Source organism: Sphingobium cloacae, assembly GCF_002355855.1.
GTDB classification, from domain to species: domain Bacteria; phylum Pseudomonadota; class Alphaproteobacteria; order Sphingomonadales; family Sphingomonadaceae; genus Sphingobium; species Sphingobium cloacae.
In genome coordinates this window covers 1,997,939-2,014,712 of the sequence record NZ_AP017655.1, presented here as the reverse complement: position 1 = coordinate 2,014,712, position 16,774 = coordinate 1,997,939, and the positions used below count along the sequence as shown (strand labels likewise).

17 protein-coding genes are annotated in these 16,774 nt (G+C 64.7%); 9 read left to right on the top strand and 8 right to left on the bottom strand.

Annotation, left to right across the window (positions count from 1 at the left end; translation table 11 throughout):
- Window positions 1-55: 55 nt before the first annotated feature.
- Window positions 56-487, top strand: a complete 432-nt coding sequence (locus SCLO_RS10040; RefSeq protein WP_066517579.1) for an OsmC family protein — start codon at window positions 56-58, stop codon at window positions 485-487.
- On the opposite strand, the gene SCLO_RS10035 is transcribed toward SCLO_RS10040, so the two are convergent.
- The 6 genes from SCLO_RS10035 to SCLO_RS10010 form a co-directional block, all read right to left on the bottom strand.
- Window positions 459-1,391: a DMT family transporter gene (locus SCLO_RS10035; RefSeq protein ID WP_066517580.1), complete on the bottom strand. Its 933-nt coding sequence runs from the start codon at window positions 1,389-1,391 to the stop codon at window positions 459-461. The two genes, SCLO_RS10040 and SCLO_RS10035, sit on opposite strands and share 29 nt — an antisense overlap.
- A 66-nt stretch (window positions 1,392-1,457) precedes the next feature.
- The gene (locus SCLO_RS10030) at window positions 1,458-2,276 is read right to left on the bottom strand and encodes a class I SAM-dependent methyltransferase (protein WP_066517582.1); all 819 of its coding nucleotides are present in this window, start codon (window positions 2,274-2,276) and stop codon (window positions 1,458-1,460) included.
- 324 nt (window positions 2,277-2,600) lie between these two features.
- Window positions 2,601-3,137 (bottom strand): (2Fe-2S)-binding protein, encoded by a 537-nt coding sequence (locus tag SCLO_RS10025; protein ID WP_066517585.1) that lies wholly within the window; start codon window positions 3,135-3,137, stop codon window positions 2,601-2,603.
- Complete coding sequence (locus SCLO_RS10020; protein WP_066517588.1) at window positions 3,134-3,619, bottom strand: DUF2721 domain-containing protein; 486 nt, start codon at window positions 3,617-3,619, stop codon at window positions 3,134-3,136. Before SCLO_RS10020 ends, SCLO_RS10025 begins: the two co-directional genes overlap by 4 nt.
- Window positions 3,616-3,891 carry a DUF2061 domain-containing protein gene (locus tag SCLO_RS10015; protein WP_066517590.1) on the bottom strand — a complete coding sequence of 92 codons (276 nt, stop codon included), beginning with the start codon at window positions 3,889-3,891 and terminating at the stop codon, window positions 3,616-3,618. The genes SCLO_RS10020 and SCLO_RS10015 overlap by 4 nt, the downstream gene beginning before the upstream one ends.
- A gap of 129 nt (window positions 3,892-4,020) precedes the next feature.
- Window positions 4,021-5,229 carry an LL-diaminopimelate aminotransferase gene (locus tag SCLO_RS10010; protein ID WP_066517592.1) on the bottom strand — a complete coding sequence of 403 codons (1,209 nt, stop codon included), beginning with the start codon at window positions 5,227-5,229 and terminating at the stop codon, window positions 4,021-4,023.
- Window positions 5,230-5,369: 140 nt separating this feature from the next.
- On the opposite strand from SCLO_RS10010, the gene SCLO_RS10005 reads away from it, so the two are divergent.
- The 6 genes from SCLO_RS10005 to SCLO_RS09980 all read left to right on the top strand — a co-directional run bounded on the left by SCLO_RS10005 (window position 5,370) and on the right by SCLO_RS09980 (window position 13,716).
- Window positions 5,370-7,109, top strand: a complete 1,740-nt coding sequence (locus tag SCLO_RS10005) for a PHA/PHB synthase family protein (protein ID WP_066517594.1) — start codon at window positions 5,370-5,372, stop codon at window positions 7,107-7,109.
- A 121-nt stretch (window positions 7,110-7,230) separates the two neighbouring features.
- Entirely contained in the window at window positions 7,231-8,082 is an 852-nt protein-coding gene (locus SCLO_RS10000; protein WP_066517596.1) for a phasin family protein, read from the top strand.
- Between the two features lie 259 nt (window positions 8,083-8,341).
- Window positions 8,342-8,722: an ATP-dependent Clp protease adapter ClpS gene (clpS, locus tag SCLO_RS09995; protein ID WP_066517598.1), complete on the top strand. Its 381-nt coding sequence runs from the start codon at window positions 8,342-8,344 to the stop codon at window positions 8,720-8,722.
- A gap of 206 nt (window positions 8,723-8,928) precedes the next feature.
- Window positions 8,929-10,437, top strand: coding sequence for a glycerol-3-phosphate dehydrogenase (locus tag SCLO_RS09990; RefSeq protein WP_066517599.1), 1,509 nt, complete (start codon window positions 8,929-8,931; stop codon window positions 10,435-10,437).
- Window positions 10,434-11,897 (top strand): glycerol kinase GlpK, encoded by a 1,464-nt coding sequence (gene glpK, locus SCLO_RS09985; protein WP_066517607.1) that lies wholly within the window; start codon window positions 10,434-10,436, stop codon window positions 11,895-11,897. The genes SCLO_RS09990 and glpK overlap by 4 nt, the downstream gene beginning before the upstream one ends.
- Window positions 11,898-11,979: 82 nt before the next feature.
- On the top strand, window positions 11,980-13,716 hold the full coding sequence (locus SCLO_RS09980; protein WP_066517615.1) for a sensor domain-containing diguanylate cyclase: 1,737 nt from the start codon (window positions 11,980-11,982) through the stop codon (window positions 13,714-13,716).
- Between the two features lie 535 nt (window positions 13,717-14,251).
- On the opposite strand, the gene SCLO_RS09975 is transcribed toward SCLO_RS09980, so the two are convergent.
- Window positions 14,252-14,911 (bottom strand): helix-turn-helix domain-containing protein, encoded by a 660-nt coding sequence (locus SCLO_RS09975; protein ID WP_123905476.1) that lies wholly within the window; start codon window positions 14,909-14,911, stop codon window positions 14,252-14,254.
- A 329-nt stretch (window positions 14,912-15,240) separates the two neighbouring features.
- Here SCLO_RS09975 and SCLO_RS09965 point away from each other — a divergent pair, with 329 nt between their 5' ends.
- Together SCLO_RS09965 and SCLO_RS09960 are read left to right on the top strand one after the other, a co-directional pair.
- Window positions 15,241-16,077: a BRO family protein gene (locus SCLO_RS09965; RefSeq protein ID WP_066517623.1), complete on the top strand. Its 837-nt coding sequence runs from the start codon at window positions 15,241-15,243 to the stop codon at window positions 16,075-16,077.
- On the top strand, window positions 16,077-16,529 hold the full coding sequence (locus tag SCLO_RS09960; protein WP_066517624.1) for a hypothetical protein: 453 nt from the start codon (window positions 16,077-16,079) through the stop codon (window positions 16,527-16,529). Before SCLO_RS09965 ends, SCLO_RS09960 begins: the two co-directional genes overlap by 1 nt.
- 23 nt (window positions 16,530-16,552) lie before the next feature.
- Here the strand turns inward: SCLO_RS09960 and SCLO_RS09955 are convergent, their stop codons facing one another.
- Window positions 16,553-16,774 (bottom strand): hypothetical protein, encoded by a 222-nt coding sequence (locus tag SCLO_RS09955; protein WP_123905475.1) that lies wholly within the window; start codon window positions 16,772-16,774, stop codon window positions 16,553-16,555.

Sequence of the window (16,774 nt, the reverse complement as noted above, 5' to 3'; positions counted from 1 at the left end):
AAGCAACCATGCGCAGGGGATCGGGTTCCATCGGCGCAGGAGCAGGAGGAAAGTCATGAAGATCAATCGCAGCGGATCGGCCGTCTGGAGCGGCGGCCTGAAAGACGGGAAGGGCGCGATCTCCACGCAGAGCGGCGCGCTCAGCGCCTATCCCTATGGTTTCGCGAGTCGCTTCGAAGGCGTGCCCGGCTCCAATCCGGAGGAACTGATCGGCGCTGCCCATGCCGCCTGCTTCACCATGGCGCTGTCGCTGATTCTGGGCGAGGCGGGACGGACCGCCGAGAAGATGGAAACCACCGCCGTCGTGACGCTGGAACAGCAGGAGGGCGGCTTTGCCGTCACCGCCAGCAAACTGACGCTGCGGGCGAAGATAGCGGGCCTGGATGAAGCCGGCTTTCAGGAACTGGCGGCGAAGGCCAAGGCCCATTGCCCGGTGTCGAAACTGCTGCGGGCGGACATCAGCCTGGATGCTGAACTGCTGGGGTGACCGTCACGCGCCGGGCGCGGACATGTTCGCGCCAGGCGATATAGAGCCCGCTGGCGATGATGAGCGCCGCGCCGATCCATGTCGTGTCCATCGGCCAGACGTTCCATAGCATCCAGCCGAGCAGGGTGGTCCACAGGATCGTGCTGTAATCCATCGGCAGCACGATCGACAGAGGCCCCCAGCGCAGCGCCGCCGTCAGCAGGATCTGCCCCGCCGCTCCCGCGATGCCGATGAGCGTCAGCAGGCCCCATGCCGCCAGGTCATGGGCCTGCCCGAAGAAGAGCATGCCGATTCCCAGCGGCGGCAGCGACAGCGCGGTGAACCAGAAGACGATCGTGCCGGCCTTCTCGGTGCGGCCAAGCTGGCGCAGCAGGATGCTGACCAGCGCGGTATTGAAAGCCCCGGCGAGCGCGACCGCGACCCCCAGCATCGGGAAATGTCCAGAGTCCGGCTGCACCATGATCACCACCCCCAGGAACCCCAGCAACACCGCTCCCCAGCGATGGATGCCGGTCGGCTCATGCAGGAACAGGGCGGCCATGATGGTGCCGAAAATCGGCATGGTGAAGCCGATCGTCGTCGCTTCGGCAGGAGGGAGCAGGATGAACGCGCCGAAATTCAGCGCCATGCCGACCAGGCCCACCACCGTCCGGCTGGCATGGATGCCCATCCGGTTGGGCCGGATATGCTGCCATCCTCCCGACATGGCGAGATAGGCGAACACCAGCGGCATGGCGGCGAGCTGGCGATAGAAGAGGACTTCCAGCAGATGCACGCCATGCTGGCTCGCCAGCCGGACCGTCACGAACATGACGGACAGGCACGCCACCGCCGCCAGCCGCAGGCCGATGGCGAAAAGCGGGCGGTGAGGCCGATTGTCCGGAGCGGGGGAAGAGGCGGGCACGCCGCTGCCTTACCCGCCCCACGGGATGACGCAATCGGCTAAATGGCTTTTCGTCGGTCCATGACCCTATCGGGCCGGCTTGCGGAATTTGAGCGTCATGCGGTCGCTTTCACCGATGGCCAGATATTTGTCCTTGTCGGTTTCGCCCTGGCTCAACGTGGGCGGCAGCGTCCAGACGCCCTTTTCCCAATCGGCGGTGTCCTCGGGATTGGCGTTGATTTCCGATGCGCCTGCATATTCGAAGCCCGCGCTTTGCGCGATGCGGCGGACGGTCGAAACCTTGAGGTAGCCGCTGCTCTTTTCCTGCGCGTCGTCGCGATCCTCGGGCAGGCGGTGATCGACGACGCCCAATGTGCCGCCGGGCTTCAGCATGTCGAAAAAGGCCTTGAACGTCGCCGCTTCCGATCCGGCCATCACCATATTGTGCACATTGCGGAAGGTCAGCACGGTATCGACCGAGCCAGGGGGGATCTGCGCCGCCTCTTCCGGATAAGCGATCAGCTTGACCCGGTCGTAGACAGCCGGTTTTGCGGCCAGAACCTTTTTATAGCCCTCCAGATAACGGCCGCTGGGCTGGAGCGCGTAGAAAGTGCCGTGATCGCGCAGCAGCGGCGCCAATATCTCGCTATACCATCCGCCGCCGGGCGAATATTCCACCACCGTCTGCTGCGGCGTCACGCCGAAAAAGGCGAGCGTTTCGGCGGGATGGCGATAGCGGTCGCGCTCCACATGGGCCGGGGTGCGGTTGGGATCGGCGACAGCGGCCCCGATCGGGTCGGCCGCCCGATGCGCGGCATGGTCGCCATGACCGGCATGTTGCGCGGCGAGCGGCGCGAAGGGCAGGGCGGCTGTCAGCAAGAGGCCGAAGCAGGCGAGACGGTTCATCGGGCATCCTTTCCTTCCGGGATAGCCCTGAAGATGACCGCCTCATTCCCTCCGCGCAAGGGGGCATGGCCGACATGCGCGCCAGCCATGTTTCGTTACAAAAGGGGGCTTGGGGTGGATTGGCGACAGTCCGCTTTCCTCTTTCCGTTCGCCCTGAGCGAAGTCGAAGGGCACGGCCGACCTTAGGGAGACCACCTCGCTCCGCTCAGTGGAGGGCCCTTCGACTTCGCTCAGCCCGAACGGAGATTGAATGTCCGCCTTTACCCGAAACCAATCCTCAAAGACGCCGCCTTCATAACCTGCGCAATCCCGAAAAAGACGCACTCAGGGCTTGCGCAGCGCGGGCACGGCGCGGGCCGCTTCTTCCGGGGTGATGCCCGGCGGCGGGGCGGCGGCGACCTGCTCCTCGCCGCGCATGATCCGTCCCGCGCGCCGGATCGCGCCGCGCAGCCGGGGATAGATGCCGCAGCGGCAGATATTGGTGATCGCCGCGTCGATCTCCTCGTCGCTCGGATCGTCGTTCCGCCGCAGCAGCACGGATGCGGCCATCACCATGCCGGGGATGCAATAGCCGCATTGCGACACATTCTCCGCCGCGAAAGCCTGTTGCACCGGATGGCCCCGGTCGGGCGAAAGCGCCTCGATCGTGGTGACGAACCGTCCTTCGGCCTGGGCGATGCTGACCTGGCAGGCGCGAACGGCCTCCCCATCGATATCAACCGTGCAGGCCCCGCAATCGCCGGTGCCGCATCCATATTTGGTGCCCGTCAGGTTCGACGCGTCGCGCAGCGCCCAGAGCAGGGGCGTGGCAGGGTCCATGCGATACTGGACCGGGCGGTCGTTCACGGTGAAGCGGGTCATCGTTCCTCCGCCGCCTCCCCGTCCTCGGCCTTGTGGTAAAGCACTTCGTTGCGGATATGGATGGTGCGCGAAGCCAGCCGGATTTCCTGGATGAAGGTGCCGAACGCCGCCGCCTGCAACAGCATCGCCAGGCTGAAGAGGATGGCGATCGCCGTTCCCAGATGCGCGTCGAACAGGTTGCCCGCGAACAGCAGGATGACGACCAGGCAGACCGCGCAGGCCGACGCGACCGACAGGAAGATCGCGATGTTGACGACGGTCATCCGCCGGTCGAGCACGCGGATTTCGCCCACCATCCGGTCATGTTCCTTGCCGCGCGAGGACAGCACCAGCTTTTCCACCACCCGCGCCCGGTCGATGATCCGCGCCAGCCGTCCGGCACATACGCTCAGGAACGCGCCGATGCCCGCCAGCAGGAAGACGGGGGCGAGCGCGAGCTGGATCGTCTGCGCGACCTGCGACACCTGCGGCAGGGGGATCATGCCGGAATGCTTTCCTGTTCGGGCGTTTCTTCGCTTCGTTCGGGCGATGGTCCCCTGGGCAGGCCCCAGCCGATCTGCGCCCAAGCGCGTTCGTGGAAATAATAGAGCAGGATCTTCGTGACGACCTCGGTGGAGGCGATGGCGCCCGCCGCCTTCACGCTCTGCGTGAACAGCAGGCCGAGGATGAAGGTGTCGATGCTGCCCAGCGTGCGCCAGCTGATCGCCTTCACCAGCGACCGGGGATTGGACTCCTTGCCGCGAAACAACAGCATATTCCGGTCACATCCCCTCGAAACCCACGTTGGCCCACCGGCGCTTCGACCGCATATCCATCATCCGCGCCGCATGGGCAAGGGCCGGTGCGCCGCGGCGGCGGGACGGCCGCCGCCGCATCGGCCGCGTCAGGCCGCGCCCTGGGCGGGCGTGTTGACGCCCATGGACTTGAGATATTGCCGGATGTTGCGCGCGGCCTGGCGCAGCCGCTGCTCATTTTCGACCAGCGCGATGCGGACATAGCCTTCGCCGTCCTCGCCATAGCCGACGCCCGGCGCGACCGAGACCTTGGCGTGGGTGAGCAGCTGCTTGGAGAATTCCAGGCTCCCCATCTCCTTGAGCGCGGGGGGCAGCGGCACCCAGGCGAACATCGACGCTTTTGGCGGGGGAATGTCCCATCCCGCGCGGCCGAAGGCTTCCACCATCACGTCGCGGCGCTTGTGATAGAGTTCGCGGTTCTTCCGCACGATGTCCTGCGGCCCGTTCAAGGCCGCGCAGGCCGCCGCCTGGATCGGCGTGAACGCGCCATAGTCCAGGTAGCTCTTCACCCGCTTCAAGGCCGCGATCAACCGCCTGTTGCCGACCGCGAAGCCGATCCGCCAGCCCGCCATGGAATAGGTCTTGCTGAGCGAGGTGAACTCCACCGCCACCTCCTTGGCCCCTGGCACCTGAAGAATGGAGGGCGTCGGATTGCCGTCATAATAAAGCTCGGAATAGGCAAGGTCGGACAGCACCCAGACCTGGTTCTCCCGCGCCCATGCCACCAACCGCTCATAGAAGGCGAGGTCCACCGTCTCGGCCGTCGGATTGCTGGGATAGCCCACGACCAGGATCGACGGGCGCGGCACGGTGAAGGCCATCGCCCGTTCCAGCGCCTCCCAATAATGCTCGTCCGGCGTCGTCGGCACGGAGCGGATCGTCGCCCCCGCGATGATGAAGCCGAACATGTGGATCGGATAGCTGGGATTGGGCGCCAGCACGACGTCGCCCGGCGCGGTGATCGCGGTGGCGAGGCTGGCGAGCCCCTCCTTCGATCCCATGGTCACGACGACCTCGGTTTCCGGGTCCAGTTCGACGCCGAAGCGGCGGCCATAATAGTTCGCCTGCGCCTTGCGCAGGCCGGGGATGCCCATGGACTGCGAATAGCCGTGCGCGCTCGGCTTCTGCGCCACTTCGCACAGCTTGGCGATCACATGGTCGGGCGGCGGCAGGTCGGGATTGCCCATGCCCAGGTCGATAATGTCCTCCCCTGCCGCACGCGCGGCGGCCCGCATCGCGTTGACTTCGGCGATGACATAGGGGGGCAGGCGCTTCATGCGGTAGAATTCTTCGGACATTAGGGACTTTCCTGAACGCTTTCCTTGGGGAATAGTGGGCGTCCGCCTCGGCGCGGCGCGGCACCGGCTATATACCGGCATAGGGCGCTGCGCCAGCGAAAGCACAGCGCCATGGCAAGGCCAGGGATAGGAGAGTGGCTATGGATAGACTCGAAAATATCGAACCCCACATCCCGACCCTGGAAGAGATGCAGCAATGGACGCAGGTCGTCGGCCGCGCCCAGCAGTTGATGCTGGAGCAGGCGGCGGGCGCGACCGGCCGCCACCTGCCCTTCGACCCGCAGACCGTGGCGCAGATCCAGAGCAGCTTCGCCCATGAAGGCATGGCCCTGTGGCAGCGTTTCCTCGACGCGGGCGGGATGTTCCGCGACCAGCCCGCGCCTGCCCCGGAAGGCAGCCCCGCCGCGCGCAAGGACCGGCGCTTCGCCGATCCGGCATGGACCAAGCACCCCTTTTACGACCTCATCCGCCAGAGCTATCTTCTGACGTCCGACTATCTGACGCGGCTGGCCGATGCGGTGGACGGCATCGACCCCAGGCAAAAGGCCAGGCTGCGTTTCGCCACCAGCGGCTTCGTCGACGCCATGGCCCCCAGCAACTTCGCCTTCACCAACCCCGCCGTGATGGAAAAGACGCTGCAAAGCGGCGGCGAAAATCTGGTGAAGGGCCTTCAGCACATGCTGGCCGATCTGGAAAAGGGCCAGCTTTCCCATACCGACGGCACCGCCTTCGAAGTCGGCCGCAACATCGCCGCCACGCCGGGCAAGGTCATCCGGGAAACCCCGCTCTACCAGCTCATCCATTATGAGCCGACGACGGACAAGGTGCTGGAAACCCCGCTTCTCATCTTCCCGCCATGGATCAACCGTTTCTACATCCTCGACCTGTCGCCGGAAAAGAGCTTCGTCCAATGGGCGGTGGACCAGGGCCTGAGCGTCTTCCTCGTCTCATGGAAATCCGCCGACGCCTCGATGAAGGATCTTATCTGGGACGATTATATCCAGAGGGGGCAGATCGACGCCATCGACACGGTGCGCGACCTGCTGGGGGTGAAGAATGTCCACGCCATCGGCTATTGCGTCGCGGGCACGACCCTCGCCGCGACCCTGGCCCTGCTCGCCGCGCGGGGGGAGGGGGACAAGGTCGCCAGCGCCACCTTCTTCACCGCGCAGGTCGATTTCAGCGAGGCGGGCGACCTCAGCCTCTTCATCGACGATGAGCAGCTGGCGCTGGTGGAACAGCTTTCGTCGGGCGGCTATCTCGACGGGCGCTATATGGCCGCGACCTTCAACATGCTGCGCGGGCGCGACCTCATCTGGAACTATGTGGTCAACAATTACCTCCTGGGACAGGATTATCCGCCCTTCGACCTGCTCTACTGGAACGGCGACACCACCAACCTGCCGGCGCGCTGGCACAAGGAATATCTGACCCGGCTCTATCGCGACAATCTGCTGGTCCAGCCCGGCGCGATCAGCGTCGACGGCACGCCGCTGGACCTGCGCCGGATCGAAACCCCCGCCTATGTGCAGGCGGGGCGGGAAGATCATATCGCGCCCGTGGAAAGCGTGTGGAAGATCGTCGGGCATCTGTCCGGCCCCGTCCGCTTCCTGCTCGCCGGTTCCGGCCACATCGCGGGCGTCATCAACCCGCCAGCGGCAGGCAAATATCAATATTGGTCCTGCGCGCAGCCGCAGCCCACGCTCGACGACTTCCTCGCCGCCGCTACGGAAACCAGGGGAAGCTGGTGGCCCGACTGGATCGAATGGATTCGCGGTCATGGCGAAAAAAATGTGCCGGTGCGGGGCGCGCGCAAACCCGGGAAGGGCAGGCTCAAGGCACTGGAGGATGCGCCGGGAACCTATGTAAAGTCCCGATAGGAAAGGGCAATTTCGCCGGCCCTGCCCTTGCACATGTCACTTTTGTTGCAATGCACAAAAATCCCTTGCAATTCGGCGTCGGAATGCATATTGTGCAGTGCAGCAAACGGAGGCAGAGGCTATGGCCGTTACCCCAAGGACGAGGCGCGCGGGGCCGCGCGCCAAGAGCGGCGAAAAGACTCTTTCCGCCGCTCAGGTGCTGAAAGCGGCGGAATCCGCGATCGGCGAAAAGCCCCGGAGCGACCCGCCAAAGGCTGCCGCTCCCGTAAAGCCGGCGGCTGAGGCCGTCGCGCCAAAGCCCGCCGCACCGCGCAAGCCCGCGGCGAAGCCGGCCGATCTGGCGTCCGACGCCACGCCGGCCGTCGTGGCCGCCGCCGTCATGGCGGTGGATGCCGCGCCCGAACCGGATAGCGAGGGGGCCGAAACCTTCGGCAAGCCGAAGCGCGCCTCTTCGACCGATCGCGTGAAAACAACGCCCAAGCCGCTGCCAGTGACAGAAGGAACGACGACGATGAACGACATTATCGAAAACGGAAAGAAGTTCGCCGAGGAAACCAAGGCGAAGATCGAGACCGCCTATGCCGATTTCAACGAAAAGGCGAAGGCCGGCGTGGAAAAGTCGACCAAGGCGATGGAAGAATTCAGCGACCTGGCCAAGGGCAATGTCGAGGCGCTGGTCGAATCCGGCAAGATCGCGGCCAAGGGCGTCGAGACGCTGGGCCAGGAAGCCGTCGACTATGGCCGCAAGAACTTCGAAAAGGCGACCGCGTCTCTCAAGAGCTTCTCGACCGTGAAGACCCCGACCGAGTTCTTCCAGCTTCAGAGCCAGCTTTTCGCGACCAGCTTCGACGACTTCGCCAAGGAAGCCGCCAAGAGCAGCGAAGCCTTCCTGAAGCTTGCCGGTGACGTGGCCCAGCCGCTCGCCGCGCGCGTGTCCATCGTGACCGACAAGGTGAAGACGCTGGCCCGCTAAGGCCGGCTCGAACCGAACAGGAAAAAGGGCGCGCCTTCCGCCGGGAAGGGGCGCCCTTTTTCGTGGCCCATGATGCGGCTGTTTGCGCGGCAATGGTCGGTATGGCACGGGAAGAAGGTCCGTCTCCGGCCGACCCCGCCGCTCCCTCCTGTGCAGGATGCCGTCCCGCGCCGCATGGTGCGGTCGCGCGATGGACCGACGTCCTTACCCAATACAGCCCCTTGTCACCGCGCCGTGAATCGCCATATTCTCTCCCAGCATGAACAGCAGCATCACTTCGACTTCGACGCGGTCCGTCCGTATGGCGGACAACGACCGGGACGATCATGGCGGCGGCCCCGGCGGACCGAATATCGGCGTCGCCACCCGGACGCGCGCCCGCACCAAAAAGCCGTCGCTCTACAAGGTGCTGATGCTGAACGACGATTATACGCCGATGGAATTTGTCGTGCACGTCCTCCAGCAATTCTTCCGCATGGACATGGAGGAAGCGACTCGCGTGATGCTTCACGTGCATCAGCGGGGCGTCGGCGTCTGCGGCATCTTCAGCTATGAAGTGGCCGAAACCAAGGTCAATCAGGTGATGGACTTCGCCCGCCAGAACCAGCACCCGCTGCAATGCACGCTGGAAAAGGCGTAGGACCGGGCGGCATTCCGGGCTGACGGCCTGTTCATGCTCGGCGAATCGGGCGCCTCGTCCTGACGTCCCGGGTCTCCCCCGCGCGCCGGCCATGGCTATGCCGCGCGCGGACACGGTGGCGTCACGCCCGAATGGCGATGGCTCGTCGTTCCCCGGGCCGGTCTTTCCCGGCTTTACCTTCCTTGCGTCCGCTCTAGACTGGGGCCGTGAGCAGCGAGGCGGCCGACATCATCCATGACCTTGCCGTCATTGGCGGCGGCGTCAACGGCTGCGGCATCGCGCGCGACGCCGCCGGGCGCGGCGCTTGCGTCCTGCTGCTGGAGAAAGGCGATCTGGCGGGCGGCACCTCCTCCGCCTCGACCAAGCTGATCCATGGCGGGCTGCGCTATCTGGAGCATTACGAGTTCGGGCTGGTCCGCGAAGCCCTGTCGGAGCGCGAGCGGCTCTGGGGGATAGCGCCGCACATCATCCATCCGATGCGCTTCGTCCTGCCGTGGGTGCGTGGCTTGCGTCCCCGCTGGATGCTGCGTCTCGGCCTCTTCCTCTACGATCATATCGGCGGCCGCCGCGCGCTGCCGCCCACGCAATCCATCGACTTGCGCCGCCATCCGGCCGGAGCGCCGCTGCAACCCGGCTTCGGGCGCGGCTATGTCTATTCGGACGGATGGGTGGACGACGCCCGGCTCGTCATCCTCAATGCGCGCGACGCGGCGGACAGGGGCGCGGCGATCCGCCCCCGCACGGAAGTCACGCGGCTCGATAGAGAGGGGGGGTATTGGACCCTCCACGCCCGCCTGCCGTCCGGCGCGTCGGGCAGCTTCAGGGCGCGGGTCGTGGTCAACGCGACCGGTCCGGCCGTCCTCGACCTGCTCGCCCGCGCCGATCAACCCACCGGCCGCCATATGCGCCTCGTCCGCGGCTCGCACATCGTGACGCCTCGCCTTTTCGTTCATGGTTTCGCATATTTCTTCCAGCTTCCCGACGGCCGCATCTTCTTCGCCATTCCCTATGAGCGGGATTTCACCCTGATCGGCACCACCGACAGCGATCATCGCGGCCCGCTCGACCATGTGGCAGCCAGCGCCGAGGAGGTCGCCTATCTCTGCGAGGCTGCGAACCGCTATTTCGCGCGCAGGATCACCCCGGCGGACGTGATCTGGAGCTATGCGGGCGTGCGGCCGCTGGTGGACGACGGGTCCGGCAAGCCCGAAGCCGCCACGCGCGGCTATCGCCTGGAACTGGAGGGAGGGGAGGGCGACCCGCCGATGCTCAGCGTCTTTGGCGGCAAGATCACCACCTATCGCCATCTCGCCGCCGAAGCGGTGGACATGATGCGGCCGTTGATCCCCGCCCTGACGGGGAAGGACTGGACCGCCTCCGCGCCCCTGCCGGGCGGCGATTTCCCGATGACGGGCCTGGCCGACCTGCTGGCCGGACTGTCGCGCGGCTATCCCTTCCTCGATCCCCTGTGGATCGACCGCATCGGCCGCGCTTATGGCACCGTCGCCCGTCAATGGCTGGGCGGCGCAGGGCGGCTCGACGATCTGGGCGTCCATTTCGGCCACGGCCTGACGGAAGCCGAAGTGAATCATCTGGTCGAGCGGGAATGGGCGCGGACCGCCGAGGACATTCTGTGGCGGCGGACCAAATTGGGCTTGCGGTTCGACGCCGCTCAAACCGAGCGCCTGTCGCGCTGGCTGGAGGAAAGGTCATGACGGATCGCCTGATTCTCGTGCTGGACGCGGGCACCACCTCGACCCGGGCGATGCTCTATCGGCGTGACGGCAGACGGATCGCCACGGCGCAGGCTGACCTGACGCAATATTATCCGCGCCCGGGCTGGGTCGAACATGATGCGGAGGAAATCTGGCGACAAAGCCTCGCCTGCGCGCGCCGCATGGTGGAGCAGGCCGGCGGCCCGGACCGGATCGCCGCCATCGGCATCACCAACCAGCGCGAGACGGTCGTCGCCTGGGATCGCCGCAGCGGAGAAGCGCTGCACCGCGCCATCGTCTGGCAGGACCGCCGCACCGCCGCCGAATGCGAAGCATTGCGCGAAGCGGGGCATGAACCGATGCTCCAGCGGCGCACCGGCCTTGTCGTCGACCCCTATTTCTCCGCGACCAAGATGCGCTGGCTGCTCGACCATGCGCCTGTCGTGCGGGATGCGGGCGAACGGCTGGCGCTGGGCACGGTCGAAAGCTGGCTGGCGTGGAAGCTGACCGGCGGCCTGCATGTCACCGATGCGAGCAATGCCAGCCGCACGCAGCTGATGGCGCTGGATGGCGGGGATTGGGACCCCGACCTCTGCGCCCTGTTCGGCGTCCCCCGCGCGGCCCTGCCGGAGATCGTCGACAATGCGGGCGCTTTTGGAGAGACGCAGCCCGATATCCTGGGCGGAGCGGTGCCGATCAGCGGAATGGCGGGCGACCAGCAGGCCGCGACCATCGGACAGGCCTGCCTGCGTCCTGGCGACGCGAAGGCGACGCTGGGCACCGGCGCATTCATCCTCGCCAATATGGGGGAAACGATGCCCGCCTCCGCCCATCGCCTGCTGGGCACGTTGCTCTATCGCATCGGGGATCGCCGCGCCTATGCGCTGGAAGGGTCGATCTTCGTCGCGGGCAGCCTGATCCAGTGGCTTCGCGATCAGCTGGGCCTGATCGAGAAAGCGGAAGATACCGAGGCCCTGGCCCGCTCGGTCGCCGACAATGGCGGCATACTCATGCTGCCCGCGCTGGTGGGACTGGGCGCGCCACATTGGAAGCCGCAGGCGCGGGGGATCATCACGGGCCTGACGCAAGGAACCGGGCGCGCGCATATCGTTCGGGCGGCGCTCGAATCGCTTTCGCATCAGATCCACGACCTGGCCGATGCCTTCGCCGCCGATGGCGCGCCATGGCGCCTGTTGCGGGTCGACGGCGGCATGAGCGCGAATGACTGGATCGTGCAGGATATGGCCGACATATTGAATCTGCCTGTCGACCGCCCTTCCGATGTCGAAACCACGGCGCTGGGCGCGGCCATGCTGGCGGGGCTGGGGTCGGGTTTGTTCTCTTCGCTGGAGGAGGCGTCGGCCATGGCCTCGCCAGCGACCCGCTTCGCGCCGGCCATGCATGTGAAGGAACGCGCTGCCCGCCTGCGGGGATGGCGCGCCGTGCTGGCGACGCAATAGCGGATGGCGGAAGTCCCCGGTGTCCGTGCCCGAACCATCATCGTGAGCATATATTAACTTTGGGACGGTAACGGGGGACGGCATGCGATCCTCTTCTCGCCTCCTTGCCCTCTGCGCGCCGCTGTTGACGGGCGGGGTCTATTTTCTGGTCTCCGCCCTGTCGCTCACGATGTCGCGCTTCGAAGGCGGGATTGCCTTCATATGGGGCGCGAACGCCTTTCTGATGGCGGAATTGCTGACGTCGCAACGCGCCCACTGGTTGCGCGCGATCATGGCCTGCGCCCTCGCCAGCGCGATTTCGACGGCCTTGTTCGGCATGGGGCCGGTGGCGGCGATCCCGATGATGTTGCTGAACGTCGCGGAATCGGCGGCGGTGGCGGCGATCTGCCGTCGTTATGCGCCCGGCCGGAACATCATGCTGTCGCTTGTGCCGCTGGGCGTTTTCGTGGCGGCCCTGTGCGGTGTCAATGGCCTGGTGGGCGTGGGTTCGGCGCTGGTTGCCTCGAACCTGACACCCGTTTCCTTCGGGCAGAGCTGGCTGCAATGGTGCGCGGGGCACATATTGGGCGGGCTGGTCTGCACACCGGTGCTGATCATGCTGATGCAGGGCGAATGGGTGCGATGGTTCCAGGCCGCGTCCCGGCGGATCCGGATGGAAACGCTGGGCCTGCTCTTCCTGCTGGGAGCGACCGCATGGTATATATTCCAGCAGGATCATTATCCGCTGTTGTTCGTGCCGTTGCTTCCGCTGGTCCTCATCTCCTTTCGGGCGGGCCATCATGGAGCGGCCGCTTCGATGGTCGTCCTGGCGACGGTGGGTGGCGCGTCGTTCGTGCTCAGCGACGGCTATCTGTCGAAGATCGCGGTTTCGCCCGGTGCAAAGACCCAGTTCTTCCAGATTTATCTGGCGTTCAGCTTTTTCCTGTCGCTCCCCGTGGCGGCGGAGCTCAACGGGCGGCGCAGGCTGTTCCAGATGTTGCGCGACAGCGAGGCGCGCTATCGCATCATCGCGGAACATTGCGGCGACATGGTGCTGAACCTCGGCGTCGACGGGCGCATCCATTATGCGTCGCCTTCCGTGCTGGAGCAGGTCGGCTGCGCACCGGAGTTGTTGATAGGCCAGCTGGGCGCCGACCTTATCCACCGCAAGGACAGGGCGTTGATGACCGCCGCCTGCCGCCGCGCGCTGGAACGGCCGCAGGATATTCATCGCGTGGAGTTCCGGCTGTTCCGCGCCGTCGACGATCTGGAATGGCATGAGATGGTGGCGCGGGCCGTCGTCGATGAGCAGGGGGAGGCCACCGGCATCGTCTGCACCATTCGGGACATGACCCGGCACAAGGCGCGGCAACAGGCGTTGCAGCAGGCGGCGTCCCACGATTCCCTGACGGGCGCCGCGAGCCGCAGCGCCTTTCTGGAAAGGCTGGAAACCGAAATCGGCCGGATAAAAGGCGATATCCGGTCCTGTGTGCTGCTTCTGGACCTTGATCATTTCAAGTCGGTCAATGACTGCCACGGCCATGCCGCAGGCGACAGGGTGCTGGGCGCTTTCGTGGAGCGGCTGAAGCCCGGCCTGCGGGGCCGGGATTGCGTCGGGCGTCTGGGAGGAGAGGAATTCGCGATCCTGCTGACCGACCTGGACATCCGCCAGGCAAGCGCCGTCTGCGAACGGCTGCGCCGGATGGTGGCGGACGAGCCGGTACATCTCGACACCGGCCAGAGCGTCACCGTGACCTTCAGCGCGGGACTGGTCGAACTGGATGGCGTTTCCGACGCCGCAGCCATGCTGGAAGCCGCGGACAAGGCGCTTTACCGCTGAAAGGGGACACGAGGGTTTGGAGTGGATCGAGGGCGGGATTACCCGGTTGATGTCGGGGATTGACGGTCACTAACCCGCCAAAAACGGCGCTTTTCGAGGGTTGGCGGAAAAAATCTGGCCTTCGGCGCTGTGTCTATAATGGATGGCCGATTAGACAGGACCGGGACCAGAGCTTTTAGAGCAGGTGGTTTTCAGAGGGTTTCAAAAGGTCGCTCGGCCAATCCCTCTAAAACGCCTTAAAAATGGGCTTTTGATGCCTCTTAAAGACCCCTTCAGAGCGGCGGCGCGGCGCTTTCGATCGGCGATCCGGTAAAAACAAGTGGGACCGTGCGGGTCCCAGTTTGCATTGGAGGGTCCCAGTTTCGAAAATCGGCGGAAATCGGGGCGCGGCGGCGATCCATGCCACGCGACACCCCCTCATCACCGTCGATGGAAGTGGGCCGAATTTTTAGCGCCCCCCCCCCAACCCGTCCGCAATGTGGACCCCAAGGGTATGCACAATACGCACACCCTTTTCGTCGTCCACGATCATTTCCTATGGTTGTTTCACTGCCCTCAGCAGCATTTCCAAAGGGATATCCAGCAGTTGCGCCTCTATTCCGGCTGGATTGGCGATCTGCATCATCTCACACAGTTTCAGAACAGCGTTCCGCAGCTCTTCGTCAGGACGCCAGCCGCTGATACGGGCCGCGCGATCAAACGATTCCCGCATGACCATGCGCGCGTTTTCCCGCTCCCGCTCTACCTTGCGTACGCAAGCCGCCCGCCGTTGCTTTGCCTCCTCATCTCCAAGAAAAGAAAGCATGAAATCGGCGCGTCCGCGTATTCTGTCCGGAAGGGCGGCGTCTAACGCGATTCCAGTGAGCCGGTCTCCCATGCGTTTCCGGGCTTCTGCGACATCGCCGATCTCATCAAGAATTTTCTCTGCCTCGTCCAACCAACGGTCGGCTTCATCCGGACGCACGACCGGCGCGCCGTAACGCTGGCCTGTCAGGATATAACCGATATCGACGCCGTGTTCCTGGAGTTTGAGCAAATAGGCGATATTCGGCGCAGTTTTGCCCTTTTCGTATGCGGTTTGACTGTTTTCGCTCGCATCCGCCAGCTTGCCGAACTCGATTTGGTTCAGCCCCAATCGCTGCCGCTCCTCACGCAAACGTGCGCCACAAGCAAAAATACCATCATTTTGCGGCATAATGATTGATTACCTCAAAATAATGTGACATAAACCGCAGTACATTGTGGTACACATGGAGATACTGTGGTGCTCATAGACGAATATCATCCCGAAGATATCAAGGCGGCGATCCGCAAGCGATACCGCTCGGTGGTCCGCTTCGAAGTGGCGGAAAAGCTATCAAAAGGTTCGGTCGCGGAGGTTTTGCGCGGACGCAAAACCCGACGCACGGAAGATGCGGTCCGGCGCGTGATGCGCGAGGAAGAGAGGGCGAGGCGTTCCATTAATGTGGGACATAGCAGCCGCTCCCATGGCGCGCACCGTCTAAATGCGGAGGCGCGGTAGACATGGGCGCGCTGGTTCCCTTCGCCTATGGCGACGCGCTGGTCCGCGTGATCGAAATCGACGCCGCGCCATGGTGGGTGGCGAGCGATGTGGCCAAGGTGCTTGGCTATCGCATCGCTCCCGACATGGTTCGCAATCTCGATGACGATGAAGCTGATACGCATATTGTGCGTATCAGGTCAGAGAACGGCGTCGTGCAGGATCGCGAAGTCACCATCATCTCCGAGAGCGGCCTGTATCATGCGATCCTCAAATCGCGACGGCCGGAAGCCAAGCGGTTCCGCAAATGGGTGACGTCCGAGGTGCTGCCCGCGATCCGGCGGCACGGCTTCTACGAAGCGCCCCAAGCTCCCGCACCCCAGTCCGAACCTGCGCTGCCCAGCTATTCATGGCACAGAGGACGCCGAAGCCGTCTTTCGTCCATCGACAAGCTGGCGGGGCGGTGCGGCGAGGCCGTCGCCTGGGCGAAGGCGGCGCTGCGCGAACGCAGCGTCAGCCAAGTCGAAATCCACGCAGAGTTCAACCGGCGCATCATCGCCAAGGGCGAGAAGCCGGTGAGCAAGAGCGCCTTCAGCCGGTTCGCGATCCATCACGCCGTCGAGATACAGCGGCTTGAGGAAGAGCTGATGATCACGCGCGAGATGCTGTCGCGCATGGGACCAGACGAGCAATTCGACGCGCTGCACGCCGCCGCCCAGGTCATCCGGTCGCGGCTGATCGACGATGTCAACAGCGGCTCGCTCGACGCGCGCCAGAACCAGCTGGCGGCCCTCGCGCTGGAACGGCTGAGCGGCGTCATCGAGCGGGGGGCTAAATCCCGCAAGACGAGGCCGCACTGATGGTTCGCGTGGAAGGGTTCGCCATAGTGCCCGTGATCCCAACAGCGGCGATGATCGCAGCCGGTTCTGCTGAAAGCTCCATCGCCAGCATCTGGACCGCAATGGTGGCGACCGTCGATCAGGTGCCAGACGCAGTCGTCGTTGAGGACGTCTTGGCTCCTTTTCGCGCGATGCGAGTCCGGCTTTCTGCGCCGCGTGGCTGCGATGTCCCGGCTGAAACGCTAGCCGCACTGCCGCCATTGGGCAGGGTAAGGCGCAATCCGGACTTTTGGGGCGATCTGGAAGTGCGCCGTCTTGTGATCGAACTGCATCGGCAGGTCACCATCGACTGCGCTCTGGCGATGATCGAAGCGCGGGTCGGTGCCGAGCGCACTCCCAGCAAATCAGCCCTGGGTCGCGCATGGAAGCGGCTGGACCTTCACACGAAATCGAAGCGCAGGGGGAGTCGATAGACATGGCCCGTCGCATCCCATGGCTAGTCATTGGTAGGCAATCCCAGGGCGATCCTCAGTTCATCGAGAATCCCGGCGATCCGGTTCGCCTCGGTTTGTTTACCAAATTCAACCGCTGCGCGGCTGAGCGCATCCGCCAGTTCAATCGTTTCCTTGGCCGTGCCTGGAGCAACGCGCTCCGTGGCAATGATGTGAGCCAGAAGCACGCTTTTCAGGGCGTCAATCGAGGTTTCAGGCTGGGTCAT

Coding starts and splice junctions, on each gene's coding strand:
- SCLO_RS10030 (WP_066517582.1), bottom strand. CDS start 2,276: ATGAACCGTCTCGCCTGCTTCGGCCTCTTGCTGACAGCCGCCCTGCCC.
- SCLO_RS10015 (WP_066517590.1), bottom strand. CDS start 3,891: ATGCTGTTGTTTCGCGGCAAGGAGTCCAATCCCCGGTCGCTGGTGAAG.
- SCLO_RS10005 (WP_066517594.1), top strand. CDS start 5,370: ATGGATAGACTCGAAAATATCGAACCCCACATCCCGACCCTGGAAGAG.
- SCLO_RS10020 (WP_066517588.1), bottom strand. CDS start 3,619: ATGATCCCCCTGCCGCAGGTGTCGCAGGTCGCGCAGACGATCCAGCTC.
- SCLO_RS09960 (WP_066517624.1), top strand. CDS start 16,077: ATGGTTCGCGTGGAAGGGTTCGCCATAGTGCCCGTGATCCCAACAGCG.
- clpS (WP_066517598.1), top strand. CDS start 8,342: ATGAACAGCAGCATCACTTCGACTTCGACGCGGTCCGTCCGTATGGCG.
- SCLO_RS10000 (WP_066517596.1), top strand. CDS start 7,231: ATGGCCGTTACCCCAAGGACGAGGCGCGCGGGGCCGCGCGCCAAGAGC.
- SCLO_RS09975 (WP_123905476.1), bottom strand. CDS start 14,911: ATGCCGCAAAATGATGGTATTTTTGCTTGTGGCGCACGTTTGCGTGAG.
- SCLO_RS09980 (WP_066517615.1), top strand. CDS start 11,980: ATGCGATCCTCTTCTCGCCTCCTTGCCCTCTGCGCGCCGCTGTTGACG.
- SCLO_RS10025 (WP_066517585.1), bottom strand. CDS start 3,137: ATGACCCGCTTCACCGTGAACGACCGCCCGGTCCAGTATCGCATGGAC.
- glpK (WP_066517607.1), top strand. CDS start 10,434: ATGACGGATCGCCTGATTCTCGTGCTGGACGCGGGCACCACCTCGACC.
- SCLO_RS09955 (WP_123905475.1), bottom strand. CDS start 16,774: ATGACCCAGCCTGAAACCTCGATTGACGCCCTGAAAAGCGTGCTTCTG.
- SCLO_RS10010 (WP_066517592.1), bottom strand. CDS start 5,229: ATGTCCGAAGAATTCTACCGCATGAAGCGCCTGCCCCCCTATGTCATC.
- SCLO_RS10040 (WP_066517579.1), top strand. CDS start 56: ATGAAGATCAATCGCAGCGGATCGGCCGTCTGGAGCGGCGGCCTGAAA.
- SCLO_RS09965 (WP_066517623.1), top strand. CDS start 15,241: ATGGGCGCGCTGGTTCCCTTCGCCTATGGCGACGCGCTGGTCCGCGTG.